Source organism: Thalassolituus sp., assembly GCF_984348125.1.
In genome coordinates this window covers 71,041-86,725 of record NZ_CFHJLR010000004.1, presented here as the reverse complement: position 1 = coordinate 86,725, position 15,685 = coordinate 71,041, and the positions used below count along the sequence as shown (strand labels likewise).

General features: G+C 52.6%; 14 protein-coding genes. 6 read left to right on the top strand and 8 right to left on the bottom strand.

Annotated features, from left to right (window positions below):
- Positions 1-59: 59 nt before the first annotated feature.
- From AC5E51_RS04175 to AC5E51_RS04165, 3 genes are read left to right on the top strand one after another with little or no spacing between them, the layout of a single operon-like run.
- Entirely contained in the window at positions 60-1,130 is a 1,071-nt protein-coding gene (locus AC5E51_RS04175) for a DUF2817 domain-containing protein (RefSeq protein WP_491778162.1), read from the top strand.
- Positions 1,131-1,189: 59 nt separating this feature from the next.
- Complete coding sequence (locus AC5E51_RS04170; RefSeq protein WP_297533920.1) at positions 1,190-1,906, top strand: TorF family putative porin; 717 nt, start codon at positions 1,190-1,192, stop codon at positions 1,904-1,906.
- Between the two features lie 12 nt (positions 1,907-1,918).
- A complete protein-coding gene (locus AC5E51_RS04165; protein WP_491778161.1) occupies positions 1,919-2,671 on the top strand; it encodes an alpha/beta fold hydrolase in 753 nt (250 codons plus the stop codon).
- Here the strand turns inward: AC5E51_RS04165 and AC5E51_RS04160 are convergent.
- Genes AC5E51_RS04160 through AC5E51_RS04150 form a run of 3 tightly spaced genes read right to left on the bottom strand, consistent with a single transcriptional unit; the run spans position 2,636 to position 5,095 of the window.
- Entirely contained in the window at positions 2,636-3,121 is a 486-nt protein-coding gene (locus tag AC5E51_RS04160) for a hypothetical protein (RefSeq protein ID WP_068435884.1), read from the bottom strand. The genes AC5E51_RS04165 and AC5E51_RS04160 overlap by 36 nt on opposite strands.
- A gap of 15 nt (positions 3,122-3,136) precedes the next feature.
- The gene (gene rhlB / locus AC5E51_RS04155; RefSeq protein WP_302473635.1) at positions 3,137-4,507 is read right to left on the bottom strand and encodes an ATP-dependent RNA helicase RhlB; all 1,371 of its coding nucleotides are present in this window, start codon (positions 4,505-4,507) and stop codon (positions 3,137-3,139) included.
- A gap of 12 nt (positions 4,508-4,519) precedes the next feature.
- The gene (locus tag AC5E51_RS04150; protein WP_068435889.1) at positions 4,520-5,095 is read right to left on the bottom strand and encodes an elongation factor P hydroxylase; all 576 of its coding nucleotides are present in this window, start codon (positions 5,093-5,095) and stop codon (positions 4,520-4,522) included.
- A gap of 78 nt (positions 5,096-5,173) precedes the next feature.
- On the opposite strand from AC5E51_RS04150, the gene AC5E51_RS04145 reads away from it, so the two are divergent.
- Both AC5E51_RS04145 and AC5E51_RS04140 read left to right on the top strand, forming a co-directional pair.
- On the top strand, positions 5,174-6,574 hold the full coding sequence (locus AC5E51_RS04145; RefSeq protein WP_068435891.1) for an MATE family efflux transporter: 1,401 nt from the start codon (positions 5,174-5,176) through the stop codon (positions 6,572-6,574).
- A 123-nt stretch (positions 6,575-6,697) separates the two neighbouring features.
- Complete coding sequence (locus tag AC5E51_RS04140; protein WP_068435893.1) at positions 6,698-8,299, top strand: aldehyde dehydrogenase family protein; 1,602 nt, start codon at positions 6,698-6,700, stop codon at positions 8,297-8,299.
- 73 nt (positions 8,300-8,372) lie between these two features.
- Here the strand turns inward: AC5E51_RS04140 and AC5E51_RS04135 are convergent, their stop codons facing one another.
- Together AC5E51_RS04135 and AC5E51_RS04130 are read right to left on the bottom strand one after the other, a co-directional pair.
- The gene (locus AC5E51_RS04135; RefSeq protein WP_301376788.1) at positions 8,373-9,983 is read right to left on the bottom strand and encodes a methyl-accepting chemotaxis protein; all 1,611 of its coding nucleotides are present in this window, start codon (positions 9,981-9,983) and stop codon (positions 8,373-8,375) included.
- A 153-nt stretch (positions 9,984-10,136) separates the two neighbouring features.
- On the bottom strand, positions 10,137-10,799 hold the full coding sequence (locus AC5E51_RS04130; RefSeq protein WP_068435896.1) for a thioredoxin family protein: 663 nt from the start codon (positions 10,797-10,799) through the stop codon (positions 10,137-10,139).
- Between the two features lie 106 nt (positions 10,800-10,905).
- On the opposite strand from AC5E51_RS04130, the gene AC5E51_RS04125 reads away from it, so the two are divergent.
- Complete coding sequence (locus AC5E51_RS04125; RefSeq protein ID WP_301376787.1) at positions 10,906-11,583, top strand: DUF6436 domain-containing protein; 678 nt, start codon at positions 10,906-10,908, stop codon at positions 11,581-11,583.
- Here the strand turns inward: AC5E51_RS04125 and AC5E51_RS04120 are convergent.
- The 3 genes from AC5E51_RS04120 to AC5E51_RS04110 all read right to left on the bottom strand — a co-directional run bounded on the left by AC5E51_RS04120 (position 11,503) and on the right by AC5E51_RS04110 (position 15,417).
- The gene (locus AC5E51_RS04120) at positions 11,503-13,542 is read right to left on the bottom strand and encodes a transglutaminase TgpA family protein (protein ID WP_301376786.1); all 2,040 of its coding nucleotides are present in this window, start codon (positions 13,540-13,542) and stop codon (positions 11,503-11,505) included. The two genes, AC5E51_RS04125 and AC5E51_RS04120, sit on opposite strands and share 81 nt — an antisense overlap.
- A complete protein-coding gene (locus AC5E51_RS04115; RefSeq protein WP_301376785.1) occupies positions 13,539-14,351 on the bottom strand; it encodes a DUF58 domain-containing protein in 813 nt (270 codons plus the stop codon). The genes AC5E51_RS04120 and AC5E51_RS04115 overlap by 4 nt, the downstream gene beginning before the upstream one ends.
- A 166-nt stretch (positions 14,352-14,517) precedes the next feature.
- Positions 14,518-15,417 (bottom strand): AAA family ATPase, encoded by a 900-nt coding sequence (locus AC5E51_RS04110; RefSeq protein WP_301376784.1) that lies wholly within the window; start codon positions 15,415-15,417, stop codon positions 14,518-14,520.
- Positions 15,418-15,685 lie beyond the last annotated feature (268 nt).

Here is a 15,685-nt window from a genome sequence, read left to right as displayed (position 1 = left end):
TGGCGGTGTAACCTGTTAGATATAGTCAAAAGGCCAAAGAGCATAAGGTTCACCTCAACGTGATTCAACGCATTTCCCGCCTTAACGCGGCTTTGCCAGAACTGGCAGAACTTGAGTCCCTCATCGAAGAGGGCAAACAGTACATGCGGATTCGTGTACCTGCTCACATACAGCACAAGGGTGAACATCTTCCTTTCTATGTTCTTGAAATGGGCAGTACTGCTAAAGATGCTCCGGTGCTGGCATTGGTTGGCGGTGTACATGGCGTCGAACGCATTGGCACCCAGGTCATTCTGTCATTTATGAAGAGCCTGGTGCGTCGTCTGCACTGGGACCCTGTTATTCGCGATCAACTTGAACACCTCAGGCTATTAATCATCCCTATCGTTAACCCGGGTGGCATGGCTGAGAATACGCGCTGCAACCCTAACGGTGTGGATCTGATGCGCAATGCGCCGGTCGAAGCCGAGGGCAAAACCCCATGGCTGGTGGGCGGCCAACGTATCAGTTCCGCTCTGCCCTGGTACCGCGGCAAACCTGGCCGCCCGATGGAGCCCGAGAATCAAGCGCTAAGCGACGCCATTCATCATGCTCTGCGCGATCAGAAATACTGCATCAGCCTCGACTGCCACTCTGGCTTCGGCACCCGCGACCGGCTCTGGTTTCTATACGCTAAAAGCACTGCCCCATGGCCCGGAATAGGCGCTGCCCATACGCTGACTGAGTTGTTTGAACACAGCTTCCCCAGCCACGAGCAGTATCTGTTTGAGCCGCAGGCGCACAGCTATACCACCAACGGTGACATGTGGGATTACCTCTACGATGATTACCGGGCGATGCAACCAGAAGGTTGTTTTATTCCTATCACTCTGGAAATGGGCTCCTGGCTTTGGGTCAAGAAAAACCCACGACACCTCCTGCGTTATCACGGTTTATTTAACCCGGTATTACCCCATCGCCAACAGCGGATTCTGCGTCGGCATCTGGTTCTGTTCGACTTTCTGATGTCTGCTGCTCGGACCATGCCGCAGTGGGCGCCTGAATCAGCGGCAGATCAGACGAGAGCCCTTCAGTCTGCACTTGAACGCTGGTATCCGGGAATGAGCGGAAATATCACACCGGCAGTGTGAAGCGAGCGCCGCTTCCGCTACACTAGGCGCCTGATGTATCTGACGGATTTCGTAACCTTATGCCACGTCTGCAACACCTGTTTGTATCACTCACGTCAGCCGCTTTACTGACCTGTCACCATGCCGCATTGGCTGATGTTACCGCCGACCTTGGAGTCACCTCTGAATTTGTGCGTGACGGCATAAGCCAGACCAGCGGCAAAGCCGCCTGGCAGGCAGGCATGACGGCCACCCATAACTCAGGGTTTTATGCTGGTGCCTGGGGCAGTAACGTAGACCACGGCAGCGCAGATAGCCTGCACTCCGAATGGGATGTGTATGGCGGTGCTAACCTGCCGCTCTGGCGAGCATGGTCTGTTGATGCCAGCCTGACGCGCTTCACTTTTCATGGTGACGCTGAAGAAAAAGGCGATGCATACAACGAAACAGCACTTCGTCTGTTGTGGGATAACAACCTGACTCTGGGATACCGGGCGGCAGATGGCTATTACGGCAGCGAGTACAACCTGCATACCCTAGAAACAGCCTACACCTTTCAGACCGGGTCTTTTTCAATCGAACTCTACGGCGCCAATCATCGCTTAGACGGTACCGACGAAACGACGAACTTCGGCAGCTCGACGGCTGACGATTACTGGCACTTCCGAGTAGGAGCCGCCAGAACTTGGAATCATTGGGATTACCGCCTGACCCTGGAACGCACTAATCTGGGTGGCGACTTCGATGCAGGCACTCTGATTCAGTTCAGCGTCCACCGCTTCTTCCGTATCTGGTAACAGGATAAACGCTTGAAGCCGTCCTCTGATAAACCTGTACTCGTTTTTCTTCGGGGCCTGATCCGCAGCCGTTATCACTGGCTGGAATTCCCGGAGAGGTTTGCAGAGGACTTTCAGGTTATTCAACCTGAGTTGCCAGGTAATGGCTATCAGTACTCCCAGACAACCCCTTCTGACATTCCGTCTATGATGGAAAACATTCGCGCACAGGTTCGCGCTGAGCACGAGGGGCCGATAACGGTAATTGCTGTCTCTATGGGGGCTATGATTGCTGCAGAATGGGCCCGCCAGTACCCAGACGAGATTGAATCACTCCATCTGATCAATACCAGCCTCGCCAATATGTCTTATCCGTGGGAGCGTATGACGGCCGTGTCATTTTTCAGGCTGCTATTCTGTTTTGGCGACCGCCTGCGACTCGAGCGGACCATTTTTGATCTGACCATAAACCGCGCACTTACCGCTGGTGAATCTGCCCCATGGGTTCGTTTTGCAGATGAACACCCGCTGCGCTGGCGTAACGTATTCGTGCAACTGATCGCCGCAAGTCGCTACAAAGGCCCGACCAGTGCCCCAGTCCATGACGTGTTCTTTTACAATGCGGCAGGCGACAGGTTAGTTAAACCGGGGTGTACAGCGCGCATTGCGCATCGCTGGAAGAAGCCTTTGTTCACACACCCTTCTGCGGGGCACGACTTACCCGCGGACGATCCGAGCTGGTTGGAGCAATCAATCCGCGCTCAGCTCACACCGCGTACCAACTGATACCCAATCGACGCATGGCTGCCCGGCGAGGCAAAGAGCCGGAAATTCATCCTGATCAATGTATATGGTGTCCGCCAGTTCAACACCGCGCGGAAAGGATAGCTGCCCATCCGGCTCAATAAAAAGCGGTAGGCTGGCAATATTGCGGTAGTAGCCAAGCAACGTGGTCTGATCAAACACCAGCAAGCTGAAATATTGGGAATAATCCGCCCCCTTTACCCGCTCAAGACCAATCAGTGTCCGATCATTGTGAACGCCAAAGTAATAGTACGAATTCACATGGTCGCCTTCGCTGTTATGAATCAGCGGGGACCTCATAGATTCCAGGCACAGTTCAGCCTGCTGAGGCGTTACCGCCTCGATAGCAAAATAACTTGCTGCGTCCTGCGGTTCCAGCGCGTAGGTCACTGGAACCAATAGTACGAAAGACAGAAATACCCGCCAGCACATACCCAGCCTTAATCCTCAGGGTTGCGTCAGTTCCAGCTTGGTGCCGAGGTATTTTTCGAGGTCCGGCAGTACGAACGCATCATCCTCTGACACAAAGCTCACCGATACACCTTTGGCACCTGCCCGGCCCGTCCGGCCGATACGGTGAACGTAATCTTCCGGATCTTCCGGCAAGGTGTAGTTAATAACATGACTGACACCGTCAACGTGAATACCGCGACCAGCAACGTCTGTGGCAACCATGATATTTACCCGTCCGTCACGGAAACGCTCCAGTGTACGGACCCGTTTGTCCTGGCTGACTTCACCAGACAGGAGAACAGCAACGTGGCCGTTCTTGTTCAGTTTATCGCACAGATTACGGGTCAGGTCGCGACGGTTGGCGAAGATGATCAGTCTCTCTGGCTTCTCTTCGTTCAGGACCCGCTCCAGCAAGCTATATTTGTCTGAGTCGGCACAAAGATATAGTTTCTGATCAACACGATCAGTCGTTACCTGCTCCGGCTCGATTTCAACCTTCATCGGGTTCGTGGTCCACTGATCAATCAGGATACGCACATCAAAATTGAAAGTTGCGGAGTACAGCAGGGTCTGACGGTATTCTTTTGGCGGTGTCCCACGGACAATCCGCTTCACATCAGGAATGAACCCCATGTCGAGCATGCGGTCAGCTTCATCAAGGACAAGCACTTCAACCTGATCCAGGAACACATCCTGACTCCGCATAAAGTCGATCAGACGGCCCGGTGTCGCTACCAGTACGTCGACCACATGATCCCGCAGCATTTTGCGCTGCGAATCATAGTTCATACCACCGACAACGGTGACAGTATTCAGACCGGTGTATTTACCCAGTGCTTCCGCATCTTTACCAATCTGCAGTGCCAGCTCACGAGTCGGTGCAATAATCAGAGCACGAGGTTCACTGGCGAAGCGCTCTTCCGGCTGGACAGTCAGGAGACGGTTGAAAATCGTCAGCAGAAAGGCGGCTGTCTTACCCGTACCAGTCTGCGCCTGACCAATCATGTCACGACCTGTCAGCGCTGCTGGCAGGCTCTCCGCCTGAATCGGTGAGCAATACTGAAACCCGGACTCATGGATACCGCGCATCACAGAATCAGGCAGCTGAAGATCGTGGAAACGGGTTTTTCCTTCCTGAGGCTCAACTTTGAAATCCGAGAGACTCCATGGAGTCTCGATCACTTCTTTCTTAGGCTTTTTATTCTGTGCCGTGGCCTTATCACCACCAGCGTTGCGCTTAGAGCCATGACTTTTGGCATTTTGCGTTGGCTTATTTTTCTGAGCCGGGGCCTTTTTAGCAGCTGCGGGCTTCTTCGATTCCGGCGCCGGCTTTGAGGCGTTGGATTTGAACAGTTTCTTTAACAAACCTATCTCCGTTCAGATATTTTCTGGCACAAACAGATGCGTACCAAATAGTGTATGGCGGTGATAATAATCCAATAGCGCCTCTTTTAGTATCTCAGCACGCTCTGGCAGCCCGTTTTTGAGATACCATGTCGCCTGTTTGACTACGGCACCACGGAATTTTTGCCGCCCCAGCTCCACCGCATCGGGGTCGCCATCCAGATTATCAGTACTGATGTGAAACTTGCGTCCGCAGGCCTCTGACAGTATCCACTCCAATGCCTGAGGTTTTACTTCGACCTGCTCAAACTCTCTCTGGCGCTCAGCAGAACGGCCGTCGGGCTCATACCAGTAACCATAATCAACTAGCTTACGCCTTTCAGCGCCCGCAATGCACCAGTGTGCAATTTCATGCAGCGCAGATTCGTAGAAGCCGTGGGCGAAAATAACCCTATGGTAAGGCACTTCAGTATCCGCTGGGAGATATTCAGGCTCACCACCACCTGAGACCAGGCGAGTGTTTTCAGAGACGCTGAAAAGCCGATCAAAAATAGATACGAGATCGGCCGGCAAAAGTTCGATGACGTCGGGTTGTTTTAGCAGGTTCATTTTCTTTCTGTTATTCAATATCAAGCACAGGCACAATAGCCGCGCCTGTCAATTATACGGTTCAGCCTCTGTTTCGCTATGTCTACCGCACACTCTACCTCTTACCACCAGCAACCAGCATCAGACCTCAAAGCGATTCTTAAACTTACGGGCCCGATTCTTCTTACACAGCTCGCGCAGGTCGGTATGGGCACCATTGATACCGTCATGTCGGGATACGTGAGCACCCGTGATCTCGCCGCCGTCGCGATTGGCAGTGCCGTCTGGACGCCAATATGGCTATTTCTCGCAGGCGTTCTCGTTGCTCTCTCACCGGCCGTCGCCAAAGCACGTTCAGGTCCATCGGCGTCATCCGCCATACAATCCCTGCTGGCTTCGGGCATATCGCTCGGGCTTCTGACGGGCGTCATTCTCGGCGGTATTACTGCCGCCATTGCTGTAGCTCTTCCCTATTGGATTGACGATGCGCATACGGCAACAACTGCGAAATACTATCTACTGGCCATCGCAACCGCGATGCCCATATCCGGAATATTCCTCGCACTCAGATTCCATGCCGAAGCTGTTGACCAGGCCCATCACGTTACCCGCATCATGCTGATTGGTTTGATACTTAATATTCCGGTGAATGCGGCACTGATCTATGGCTGGGGGCCCCTTCCGGAACTGGGTGGTATCGGTTGCGGCATCGGAAGCGCGATCGTCGTCTGCTTTATGACCTGGGCGCTGCAATGGGACTGCCGACGCTATCGGGCCGAGCAAAGCATACGCCTGTTGTCATTCTATCGCTCAACCGTCAGCGACCATGTAAAAAGCCTGAGCCGTGTTGGACTTCCCATCGGTGTGGCCATATTTTTTGAGGTCAGCCTGTTTACCGTTATTGCCCTTTTCCTGACCGACTTAGGTCCCGTCATCGTCGCAGGTCATCAGGTAGCACTGAACGTCTCATCGGTGACCTTTATGCTGCCTCTCAGCCTTGGCATGGCGTTAACGGTCAGAGTGGGTCACCATCTCGGCCAGCAGAACAATGCACCCGAAGGAGCGCTCAGCCCTGCTCGACAGTGTGCCTGGCTGGGAGTAAAGCTCAACCTGCTGCTGGCTCTCTTTAATGCCGCAGTCATTCTGTCTGGCGCTGGCATTATCGCGAATCTTTATTCCCCAGACCCAGCCGTTGTCTCAATCGGCGCTGCCCTGTTGATTTACGCGGCGATATTCCAGATCCCCGACGCAATTCAGATCGCTGCTGCTGGCGCGCTCAGGGCCTACGAAGATACCTTCGTAGTCATGCTCATTACCTTCCTGTCTTATTGGATCATTGGCTTTGGTACCGGTTGGTACCTTGCTTACGGGCTCGCAGAACCGATGGGGGCCGCCGGGTTCTGGATCGGACTCATTGCCGGCCTAAGCTGTGCAGCAGTTTGTCTGCTGCTGAGGCTGCGCGTCGTAAGTCGCCGCTCCCAAGGCGTCTCTTCCGAGTGACATAGCGACAGACTGGCTCATTTAGCCTGCTCTGCAAGGCCGGAACCGACTTGTTCAGCGCCGGGTTTACTGTGCTAACATCTGGCCGTCAAAAGTTACAGAAACCCGCACAGGTATTTCACCATGAATGTAGCCAATCCAGACGTGGCGTATGAAGTCAGTATTAATCCAGCGACTCTTGAAGAAATTGGTCGTCTGCCACTGACAACTCAGGAAGAGTTCACCACGGTGTTTAATCGGGCGCGCGATGCTCAGAAAATCTGGGCACAGACTTCTTATAAAGAGCGTGCATCTTACGTTCTGAAAATGGCAGATTACATTCGTGATAACGCAGATGAACTTGCAGGCATCATCAGCCAGGACAATGGCAAGCTGAAAATTGATGCCCTGAATACTGAAGTTATTCCATCCATCATGAGCTGTACCTGGTACGCGAAGAACGCGCCTAAAGTGCTCAAAGATGAACTGCTCCCTCCTGCGTCCATGATGTTCTTCAACAAATGGTCGAAGCGCGTTTTTCAGCCAATCGGTGTACTCGGCATCATCAGCCCATGGAATTACCCGTTCAGCATCCCGTTTGGTGAGCTTGTTATGGGCCTGATGGCAGGTAACGCAGTTGTGCTTAAAGTGGCTGCCCAGACGCCTATGGTCGGCGAAGCCATTGAGCGCGTCGTTAAAGCATCAGGCTTACCTGATGGCCTGTTTACTCATGTTGTTGGTTCCGGCTCAAAAGTTCTTTCATCCATGCTTGAGAACGGCGCGGATAAAATATTCTTCACCGGCTCTACCTTCGCGGGTAAGCAGGTTATGAAATCATGTGCAGAGTATCTTGTACCGTGTAGTCTTGAGCTTGGCGGTAACGATGCCATGATCGTTCTTGAAGATGCACCTATCGAACGTGCCGTAAACGGTGGCATGTGGGCTGCCTACCAGAACGCGGGTCAGTCATGTGGTGGCGTGAAGCGGGTTTATGTACACGAAAAAGTGTATGACGATTTCATCAAAATGGCCGTTGCTAAGACCAAAGCACTGCGCCACGGTGATAACGGCCATGACGCTGATATGGGTTCAGTAACCACCGAAAAGCAATTCCAGCAGCTCGAAAAAGAGCTTCAGATGGCGCTGGATAATGGTGCTCAGATCGCAGCTCAGTCTCAGGCCGTCGGCAACCAGAATGGTTATTTCTTCCCTGCGACCCTACTGACTGACGTGACCTCTGATATGGAGTTCATGCAGGACGAAATCTTCGGGCCATTTATGCCTGTTGTGAAAGTCAGCTCTGAGGCGGAAGCAATTGAACTGGCGAATAAATCACAGTACGGTCTGACAGCATCGGTCTGGACTCGTAATAACGCGCACGGCAAAAAAGTTGCCAAACAGCTTCACGCTGGTGCGGTTACCGTCAACGACCATCTGTATACCCATGGATTAAGCAACACCGAATGGGGTGGCCCGAAAGAGTCAGGTATTGGTCGTACACATGGCGCCCTCGGTTTACTTGAAGTGGCTGAATCAAAAATCGTGAACTGGGATATTTTACCGACACTGAGTAAAAACAATGCCTGGTGGTTCCCGTTCGACGAAGCGACCTACGAAACTATGCTGAAGATGACTGCCTACGCGAAGCCGCGCTCTGCGTTCGAATGGATTGGTCTTAATCTGACCGTTATTCCTAAAGTCATGAAGAAAATGATGAGCAGCTGGAAGGTCGACAACGACCGTTAATTAAAACAGTGATCTGTCCTGAAATAAAAAAGCCCCGCACTGCGGGGTTTTTTATTGCTGAATTTAAGAGACGTCAGCTTACTTCCATGCGGAAATGCTTTAGTTGCCCAGCCAGGTCCTCAGCGAGACGTTCGACATTTTCAGATGTGCCTCGGAGCATGTCTGAAACATGTTTATGACCGTCTGCCGACTCCGCTACGCGTGAGAGGTTACTGTCCATTTCTGCTGCAACCTGTTCCTGCTGGGTGACACTCGCGGCCACCTGATGATTAATATCTTTTACCAGTGTCATGTTGCTTGAGATACCAGCCAACTGTTCTTCCGTTGTATTTACCTCATCCGCACAGGCTTTTGTCTCTTCAGCACTCAACTGCATTGCTCTGACAGAATCATTGGCCACCTGTGTAATGGTCTCAATTACGTCTTTAATTTCACTGGTGGCGACACCTGTGCGCTGAGCCAGGGTCCGGACTTCATCAGCAACGACAGCGAACCCGCGCCCTGACTCCCCCGCTCGAGCTGCTTCAATAGCTGCGTTCAAGGCGAGAAGATTGGTCTGTTCAGAAATACTCGCAATCACTTCTGCCACATTCGAAATCTGCTCGGCAGACGCATGCATTTGGGTAATGGCAACCGATGCCCCTTCCAACTGATTTAACACGGTGTACACCCGCTTTCTTACCGCAGAAACAGAGTTGGCACCACTGGAAGCAGCGTCCGTTACTTCAGTCATACGCTGTGCGGCGTCGCGTGCGTTACCGGCAAGCACCTGCGTCGTCTGAACCATTTCAGTCATCGCGACTGATAGCTGATCAAGCTCCCGGTATTGTGAATCAGAGCCTGCGCTCACCTCTGACGTTGATCGGGCAACGATGTCGGCCTCGCGGTTTAGTCGGTCGCTATCATCCCGAATACGGCTTAACAATTCGGCCAGCCGCGATCGCATTTTATTGATAGCTACAGAAATACGATCAAATTCAGGAACACCCGACCGTTCACATTCAAATGACAGATCACCTTCTGCCAGGTTAGCCATGGTCTCTTCAATTCTGCGGATAGGTTTTGATATTGCGGCGGTAATGTATCGTGAGCAGATCAACATAAACCCGCCCCAGATGAGAAGACATAAAAGAGTCCAACTTCCCCGGCTCCAGATGACCGCCTGAATATCATCAATATATTCACCGGTGCCAATATAGAGATCTGATCCGGCAACAGGTGTAATTGCACTGAGTTTACTGACCGGTTCATCACTACCCGGACGCGGCCATTTATAATTAACAAATCCTGTACCGCCCTTCTCAACCGCTTTCTTCATCTCACGAAACAGATAAACACCATCAGGGTCGCGAACTTTGGACACCGACGTCTCATTCAGTACGGGCTTGAAGGGGTGCATTTTCATAATTAGCTGCTCGTTAATTACAAAGAAGTACTCCTCACCGTGGTAGCGAGAACCGTTAATCGCGGAGAGCCCCTCCTGTAGGTCACCACCGTTGCTCAGTAACTGACTGAGCAGACTTGCCTGCGACTCGACTAACGCCGATAGCTGCTGTTTTTTCTCTTCCACCAGCTGATTCTGATACTGATGAAAATCGACAGCCATGGAAATAACACCCATGAGAAATACTGCCGATAGCATTATCCATAAACGCTGACGAATACTCAGGCGCTCAAACTCCATAGTTACACCACTATTGATCGTTATGTCATCAGCTTTGACTATAGGAGGGTAACCGCGAGCTTCCAGATTAATTATCCCCGCGGGCCTAATTACCTGAAGGGCGGGAACGCCGGTAAAAACAAGTAAACAGAGCACGCATAGATAACGGTATAACTAAAGTACTTTACGACGCCACTCTGCGACCAGTTTCCGATCAGGAATCAGGTCCGCTAAGGCGATGGCTAGCTCTCGCAGGTGGTCAGTTGAGGCTGAGATTTCCAATGATCGTAACACTGCTCGCCAATCGCCGCTTTCCGCCTGCTCAAAAAAGCTGTCCCTGACATCAGACTCCGGCGGTGGAAGCTTAAGGTCACGCATGGATAGCCACGAACGTGCGCGCTGCACTTCTGGCGTACGGGACTCTTCGTCCGTCAGCAGCCCAAGGACTGAGCGCAACTGATCGAGCTTACCCTCGCTCAGTAAACTTCCGACCTGATGAGCAGGGTCGACCGCAAACGGTAAATGTTTGTTGAGAAAATGCCGGATTCCGACCATTGAGAGATTGTTCTGTTCGCGCGCAGCTACTTCTCCCCGATGGTAAATCAGCAGTAGAGGAACAGTTCGGATCTGAAGTTCAGCCACCCACTCGGGCGACTCCTCGGCACGAAGCTGAACGATCGGGCAGCGAGGGTCAAGCGTCGGTGCCAGTAGCGCTAGCAACTGCTCAACTGCACGACAGGGTGCACAGTGCTCACCAACTACCTCCACGAGAAACCATTGGTCGCATGCAAGTGACTCGGCCGTCAGTTGTTCTGCGGTCAACACCCTGAAAGACACGGGTACACTCCAGATTCGTTTACAATTAGAAAGCTATGTATGATAACGCCAGCCACCCGGGAAGCGGTAGCTGAGAAAGTAACCCATATTCAGAGCCATTCAGACCATGTCAGTATCTAACGCGTCCGATGCCCCAGGTCGTAAAAAAACACTCCTTGTTTCCGTACTGATCTTCGTCTGGCTAACAGGTTCACTGTTTGGCTTGTGGTGGTTTCAGCAGCAGTCACTGCGTCCATTTGTCGAAGCAGGCGCCCCTGCTGAATCGCGCAGCCCCGACATTGTTGAGCAAGGCCTGGCAGCGCTACTGAAGAGAGTGTCGGCTGAATATCCTGAAAGTTCCGATGCACTGGTGACTGTGGTACATCTCTGGAAACCAGACTGTCTGTGCAACAACGTCAGTGCTCGTCACACCCGAGCCATTATTGAGCAATGGCCAGAAGGCGATGAGGTTAGATTTATTATCTTAGCGCCAGAAACACTTCCAGAAAATCGACTGGCGGAAGCACGTGAACTCAATCCTAATGCTCTGGTCATGAAGGCGTCTGCCAATGACAGGCTACCCCTGACCGCCAGTCCGGGGCTGGCGGTACTCAACCAGAATGCCAGCCTGGCTTATTTTGGCGCGTATGGCTTTGGTGCCCTCTGCAGTCTCTCGGACGAAGCGTTATTCACCAACATGATTGAGCGTCTGCTCGCGGGCGAATCATACGGGCCTTTTCTGAATATTGCCGGAAGTGGTTGCTTCTGCGCCTGGCCGGACCCGACGCAGCTGCCGGTTGAGTAGCTGCAGTTGTCGAGCAAGGTTTTTCTCAGCACGCTCCAACATTTCCTCTGCCTCTGATTTGTATACCTGTATAAGAGCGCAACGTGCAGTGTGACACTGGGCTGCAAGAGACGGATATATAATTTCGATTTCCGCCAGCAACGATAAGGGTGCCGTCCCCTCCCCGACCGTAATTTCTTTTTTTAGCGCAGTACGACGCAACTCTGACCAGATAAGAATCAGCCGCTTTCTTTTCTCCGGGCGCTGCTGCCACCATTGCCACAGAGCACCAATTACAAACAAACCCGCGATTGAGCCGGCGATAATATACAAACCGTCAACCAACGCATCGATGCCAAACCAGCGGGACAACAGGCCTTTCTGCCTTTCACCGTCATATGCCAGCACCCACCGGCTCCACTGGTAATTGATAGTATCCAGCTGCAAGCGCAGACTGTTTACCCATCCAATATCGGTATAACGGTGCGGAGACAGAGGACTCTTCTCAAGAAAGGAATCTTCCTCTAGAAGGGCTCCTTGCAGGCCATATTCAATCCGATCTGGCGCCACTGCTGAGGTAGGATCAACCCGGAACCATTGCTGGCCATCCCAGAGTTCAACCCATGCATGTGCATCATATTGTCTTACGGTCAGATAGCCATCCGGATGCCACTCCCCCCCCTGGTATCCAGCAACCACTCTGGATGGAATGCCAGCCGCCCGGGCAGCGAAGGCCATTGCCGAGGCATAATGTTCGCAAAAACCTCTGCGACCAGAGAACAAAAACTGATCAATATCATCTTCGCCGTAACGAGGTGGTTTAAGCGTGTAATAAAATGGCTGCTCACGTACGAATTGTAGGAACGCTTTAGCAAATTGCCCGGCCTCAGAGGGCAGCTCCCTCGCCCATTCCCGGATCATGGGGTTAGCGCCAGAAGGAAGTGCGAGATACAAATCAGGAGCGGTTCTCAATCCAGAGTCAAAGGCAGGACCAATAACCGGCTCTATTGGCGCACTGACGTCATATCTGATGCGCTGATAAACAGGACGGCCGTATCTCAATAAACGGGTTGCTGTCAGTTCGATATCCCTGTCTCGGCTTACCGAGCCCGCCAACGCAAAAAGATACGCCTGCCCCGTTGCTTCCTGTATTACTTCGTAGTCGTAAGTGGCCTCTTCAATAATTGCAGGCATGGGTAGCTGAGCCGCATCCAATACTGACTTATCCCAACCGTCCCCGTCATGTTTATCCAGCGTCATGGCTCTCCAGTAGAGGTCACTGCGAGAAGGTTTGACGCCATTAAAGGTCACCCTGAATGCAACTTCAGATGACTGACTAAGCTCCGAAATATCCCCCGGCTGCAGGCGCTCAGACAAACCGGTCAAGGCTGAGTCGGATTGCAGCGCTACGCTCCAGAGCGGACCAAGACGAGGAAATAAGAAATAGACGATGAGCATAAACGGCAAAGCCGTCAGTAATAGCTTTGCAGTCACACCAAATACAGGAACCTGCGAAGATAGTCCCGTTCGGGTGGCAGCCTGCGTGGCGACCATCGCCGCACAGGCCAGAATCAGCGTCCCAATCCCCTGAAGGCTATACAGAATGCTTTGATTAAAAAGAAAACCTGAGGCCTGAATAAATAAAGCAATAAAGACAACGACTACGCCATCTCTTCTGGTGGCCAGCTCCAGAAGCTTAAGAACCCCTGCCGATATAAGGAAGGCGCTGCTTCCCTCAAGCGAAATCCGGCCACCGCTGAGCGCATACACCCCCACACAAGCCAGAACAACCGCAACCAACTTTGCGAAACGTCCCGGGAAGGACAGATGACCGGTATATACGAGCCATCGCCAGCCGAGAACAAATGCCACCATCAGATAGAGCCATACCGGCAGGTACCCCAGATGCGGCACGAGTGAACTCAGTACCGCCAACACCTGAAGCAACAATGCTTTTCTTGGGAGAGCAACACCGGTCATTCGCCTGCTCCCCATAATGCCAGAGCCTTAAGGCAACGATGGCGATGCTCGATTCCGGTATCGGCAGGTATCTCTACACCAGGTACCGAAAGACCATACTGCCACCCCAGCGCCTCAGCCTGATCAACCCATGAGGCCAACCTCGATAAACGAACTTCCGGCTCCAGGCCTTTGAGGCTCTCCCAGTCGAGCAAACACATAACGCCCTGCTCCTGCTCACGCTCGAACGACTTAGGAGACCCGGTCCGTGCGGTATGCTTCCAGGAGATCTGATTCATACTGTCGCCGCGCCCGTACTCACGGATACCCGACACGTCATCTCGCCCAATCAACGCCACGGCTACGCCCTCAACCTCATCACCGTCACCGGCTGACAGATGCACGGGTGTAAACTCTGGCTTAGGGTAAACAACCACATCAAAGTCGAGCGCGACCCAGCTCCAGGCACGAAACAAACCAAATGGGTACTCAGTTTCTACCCGGATCCGCTTCAATGGCAGACGCCCCCGTTTAAGAGTACGCCGCGTAAGGGAGGCCTCGAGCGACTCGCCCGGAGCCAGAGTAAAGTCCTGTTGGGTTTCCCCTGGGTACCCCACAGCAACTGCGACGGCCCAATTCCGGGCAGAAGAAATTCTGACCGGCAACTGAAGACTTTCGCCGGCATAACACGGCTCTACCTTACCTGCGGACATCTCAAGCCCTGAGAGATTACGAAAAGTTAACCAGATGGTGCCATGCCCCAGACTGACCAACCAGAAGGTTAAGCCGTAGATAAGTGAATTCTGATAATTAATAGCGGTCAGCAACATGGCCACAAGCAGACCCGCAAAGGCCCACCCCGTTCGCGACGGGAGAATGAAAACATTCCTGTGAGAGAGAGCCAGCCGCGACACGGGGGGAATCCTGCGATTCAACCACGACTGAAACAGTCGCCTGCCCCATCCTCTCTTATCTGACTGCGCTCGTTTGACCATATCAGGCTAAGGCAGCAACATTTTCTAGTATATGCCGCGCAGCACCAGACTTGAGACGGTGATCGACGACAGGTTCTAACACCGCCTGTACATCCTCGGGAATCAGAAATGTGCGCCCCTCGATAACGGCCCATGCTTTAGCTGCACGCAGTAAAGCAAGCCCGGCTCGCGGCGAGAGACCATGAGTAAAGCGCATGTCATTACGACTGAAGGCCAGGATACGCTGCAGGTAATCCAGAACCGCAGAAGACGCCTTAACGCCCGCAACGGCCTGACGTAGCCGCACGAGTGTTTCCGGACTGATCACCGTCTGCAAGTCCTCGACCAGATGGCGGCGACTTACTCCTTCAAGCAGTTCCCGCTCGGCACGCTCATCTGGATATCCAAGACTGAGGCACATGAGAAACCGGTCGAGTTGAGATTCAGGCAGTGGAAATGTGCCACCCTGAGAAGACGGGTTCTGAGTAGCAATCACAAAAAATGGCTGTGGCAGAGGTCGGGTTTGGCCCTCAACGGTGACCTGCCGTTCCTCCATGGCTTCAAGAAGCGCACTCTGCGACTTCGCCGTGGCTCGATTAATTTCGTCGGCCAGAACCACCTGAGCAAAGACAGGGCCTTGATGAAAACGGAAGGCGCCTTCGCCAGAATCCGGATCTTTCTCAAAAATACTGACACCAATAATGTCAGCAGGCAAAAGGTCGCTGGTAAATTGGATCCGGCTGTATTTCAAACCAAAAACCTGTGCCAGAGCATGCGACAGTGTCGTTTTCCCCATCCCCGGTAAGTCTTCGATCAACAGGTGCCCGTCTGCCAGCAGGCAGCACATGGAGAGTTTTAACTGTTGATTTTTACCGAGTATGACGGTCGAAAGACTGGATAACGCCCTTTCAATGGCAGACATGCAGAAACCTCAGAAAATTTGACACATAAGAGTATCTGACCCGATGACAGTTTTTAAGTGCTCAGCTAACGACAATGTGCGGAAATAATCCGAAAAACAGACATCGCGCACATAAAATCCTACTAAGAAATCATTCGCTGAAGGATCACTCTTGCCAGCTACACCTTTGTTCAGGCAGGCTATGGGCCATCTCGCGCCAGACACATAAAGGACGAATACAGACAGGTGTCTGAGTCGGTATAATTGGACCCGATTCTGAGCCACCAGG